The organism is Streptomyces sp. SID5785 (genome assembly GCF_009870065.1).
In the GTDB taxonomy this organism is placed as follows: Bacteria; Actinomycetota; Actinomycetes; order Streptomycetales; family Streptomycetaceae; genus Streptomyces.
Window position 1 is genome coordinate 1 of record NZ_WWIA01000184.1, and the last position, 3,495, is coordinate 3,495.

The window sequence follows — 3,495 nt, forward strand, 5'->3', positions numbered from 1 at the left end:
TGAGCGGCTTGCGGGAGACGGTCGTGCCGGGCAGCCGGTACGGGTCCACGGTCGGCCAGTAGCCGTCGCTGTACTGCCCGCCGCCGTCGCTGTCGCCCGCGGCCCACCAGGACAGGAGGCCCGAACCGGTGTGCCAGCCGCGGACGTTCTCGCCGTTGCCGGTCTCGTAGAACGTGATGGCCTTCGAGGACATCGCGACCGAGGCGGTGTACCGGGTCGAACGGTGTGCCACCCGGGCCATCGCCGGGAAGACCCGGTGCCCGGTCGGCTCGGGGGCCGCCTTCACGCCGCCGTCGGCGAGCAGCGCCGTCACCCGGGAGAGGGCGGCGACACCGAGCGTGCGGCCCGTCGTCACGTCGCTGTACCGGTCGCGGGTGAACCAGCCCTTCGCGAGGCCCTGCCAGCGGGCGTTCTCCTGCGCGCTCGCGCCCTGTCCGAGCAGCAGGACCGAGGCGATGACCGCGTGCCCGCGGGTGTGGTCGTCCTGCTGCACCTTGAGGGGGTCACCCGCGACGAGTCCACGACTGATCGCCCGCCCCGACACGTTGTCGACCATCAGCCCGTCGTGCAGGAACGGCGCGTACGCGTCCTCGACGGAGTCCAGGAAGATCTGCCGCTTGCCGTCCGTGATCGCCCACGTCGAGCCGCCGAGCAGCGCGAACAGCTTGCTCAGTCCGTCGATGAGCACCGCGCCGTAGGACCCGGTGTACGGCACGTAGGTGTGCTGGATGAGCGAGCCGTCGGCGTAGAGCCCGTCGCCCGAGGTCACGTACGGGAAGACGGGCGACACGGCGTCGCGGGCGAGGGCGACCTTCGCCGCGGTGCCGTCGAGGATGCCGCGCAGGGCGAGGACCCGGCACAGGTCGATGCGGTTGGCTCCCGTGCTGGTGCCGGTGTACTCGGCGACGAGGGAGTCCGGCACGAAGTGGTCGATCGCCTCGACCGCGGCGGTGATCCGCTCCGTGCCGAGCCGGTCGTACAGCAGGATCGCGATGTCGAGGAGCCGCTGCGGGGCGCCGATCTGGAAGTTGTACCAGTTGCCGTACGCGGCCCGGGACGCGTTGTAGACCTGCGTGCTCAAGTGGTCCACGGCGGTGAGCAGGTCCGCCTCGAGGGCGGCGTCGCCGGTGAGACCGGTGCCCGGCTGGCAGTAGGCCTCGGCCATGACCCGGACGCGCTCGTAACTCGTCTGGATCTTCTCGGAGTAGGCGTACGACTCGGTGTCCGTGTCGGGGTCCGGGTCGCCGAACACGGCGTCCGGCCACAGCGACCCGTCCGCCGGGGCCATCGCCTCCTGCCAGCCGCGGGCCTGGGCGCCCAGCGAGGCGAGCTTCGTACGGAAGGGCTCGGCGGTCGGGCTGAAGCCCTCGCCGAGGTAGAGCGCCCGCCACTTCGCCCGCAGGGCGGCGAACTCGTCGTCGGCCGCCGCGCCTCCCGTGCCGGCCGCCGACGGGGCGCCGACGGCCGCCGAAGCGGCCTGGTGCGGGAGTCCGGCGGTGACCAGGGCGGCACCGGCCGCGGTGGTCCCGGCGAGGAATCCGCGCCGGGACCAGGGGGAGCGCGCGGAGGGGATCTGGGGCGTCATGGAGGACTCCGGGAGGCTCGGGGATCCGCTGGGAGTAAGCGGTTTCTAGCACCCGGTGTTCCAAACGCTCAAGAGAAGCAACCGAATTGATCGTTTCGATCGTTCCCGCGGTGCGGGCGAGCCGGCGGACGGCGCAGGGGCCGGTTCAGGCGGCGACCCAGACCGTCGTGATGTTGCAGAACTCCTTGATGCCGTGGCCCGAGAGCTCCCGCCCGTACCCGGAGCGCTTGGCCCCGCCGAAGGGCAGCGCCGGGTGCGAGGCCGTCATGCCGTTCACGAAGACGCCGCCCGCCCCGCTGTCCCGGGCGAACCGCTCGATCTCCTCCTCGTCGCCGGTCCACAGGTTCGAACTCAGGCCGAACGGCGTGTCGTTGGCCAGCGCGATCGCCGCCTCCAGGTCCGGGACCCGGTACAGCGTCGCGACCGGGCCGAACGTCTCCTCGCGGTGGATCCGCATCTCGGGCGACACATCGGCCAGGACCGTCGGCGCGTAGAACCAGCCGTGCCGGTCTATCCCGTCCGGCCGCTGCCCGCCGCAGAGCACGGTCGCCCCGCTCTCCACCGCCTCGTCGACCAGCTCCTCGAGGTCCGTCCGTCCCTGCTCGGTGGCGAGCGGCCCGATCTCGGTCTCCTCCTCCAGCGGATCGCCGACCCGCAGCGCCCGCATGCCGGCCACGAACTCCTCCCGGAACTGCTCGAACACGTCCTCGTGCACGATGAACCGCTTCGCGGCGATGCACGACTGGCCGTTGTTCTGCACCCGCGCCGTCACCGCCGTCCGCGCCGCCTTCGCGACGTCCGCCGACGGCATGACCACGTACGGGTCGCTGCCGCCCAGCTCCAGGACCGTCTTCTTGACCTCGTCGCCCGCGATGGCCGCCACCGAACGGCCCGCCGGTTCGCTCCCGGTCAGCGTCGCGGCCGCCACCCGCTCGTCCCGCAGCACGCCCTCGACCGCGCCCGAACCGATGAGCAGTGTCTGGAAGCACCCCTCGGGGAACCCGGCCCGCCGGAACAGCTCCTCGAGGTACAGCGCGGTCTGCGGGACGTTCGACGCGTGCTTGAGCAGCCCCACGTTGCCCGCCATGAGCGCGGGTGCGGCGAACCGCACGACCTGCCACAGCGGGAAGTTCCACGGCATCACCGCGAGCACCACGCCCAGCGGCCGGAAACGCACCTCGGCCCGGGCCGCGCCCGAGTCCTTCACGTCCGCCTGCGCGGGACGCTCCGGCGCGAGCAGCTCCTCGGCGTGGTCCGCGTACCAGCGCATCGCCTTCGCGCACTTGGTCGCCTCGGCGCGGGCCGCCCCCACCGGCTTGCCCATCTCCGTCGTCATCACCCGGGCGATCTCGGGGGTGTCCGCGTCGAGGAGCTCCGCCGCCCGCCGCAGTAGCCGGGCCCGCTCGCCGAACGCCGACGTGCGGTACGTCGCGAAGGTCCGGGCGGCCAGGGCCAGCTTCTCCTCCACCTGTGCGGAGGAGAGGGCGTCGTAGGTCTGCAGCGTCTCGCCGTTCGCCGGGTTGACGGTCGCGATGGGCATGGGATGACCTCCTGTGGGCGGGTTCTTCGACCTTCGCGCGCGGTACGGGGCCGCGCAACGCGAACCGGCGGCCGGACTCAGATCCGTGCCGTGAGCCGGTCCAGGAAGACGGCCTGGGCGCGGACCACGACCGCCCGCGCCGCCTCGAGACCGAACCAGGCGACCCGGTCCAGCTCGGGGAACTCGGCCGTGCGGCCCGAGCGCGGCGGCCACTCCATCGTGAACGTGCCGGGCACCACGTCCGCCGGATCGAGCCCGGCCTCCAGCGCCCACACGGTCACGTGCTTGCCCCCGGACTGCACCACCTCGCCCAGGGCGAGCGCGGTCCCGTCCGGGGCGGGTACCCCGAGTTCCTCGCGGAACTCGCGGC

The 3,495-nt window shown here is 72.8% G+C and carries 2 protein-coding genes and 1 pseudogene; all 3 read right to left on the reverse strand.

Annotated features, from left to right (window positions below; genetic code table 11):
- Positions 1–1,585: polysaccharide lyase family 8 super-sandwich domain-containing protein (locus GTW43_RS05630; RefSeq protein WP_272922499.1), on the reverse strand; the 1,585-nt coding region annotated here is incomplete at its 3' end.
- A gap of 145 nt (positions 1,586–1,730) precedes the next feature.
- Positions 1,731–3,125 carry an NADP-dependent succinic semialdehyde dehydrogenase gene (locus GTW43_RS05635; RefSeq protein WP_161300510.1) on the reverse strand — a complete coding sequence of 465 codons (1,395 nt, stop codon included), beginning with the start codon at positions 3,123–3,125 and terminating at the stop codon, positions 1,731–1,733.
- Between the two features lie 77 nt (positions 3,126–3,202).
- Positions 3,203–3,495: pseudogene (locus GTW43_RS05640) on the reverse strand (NUDIX hydrolase); the annotation flags it as partial.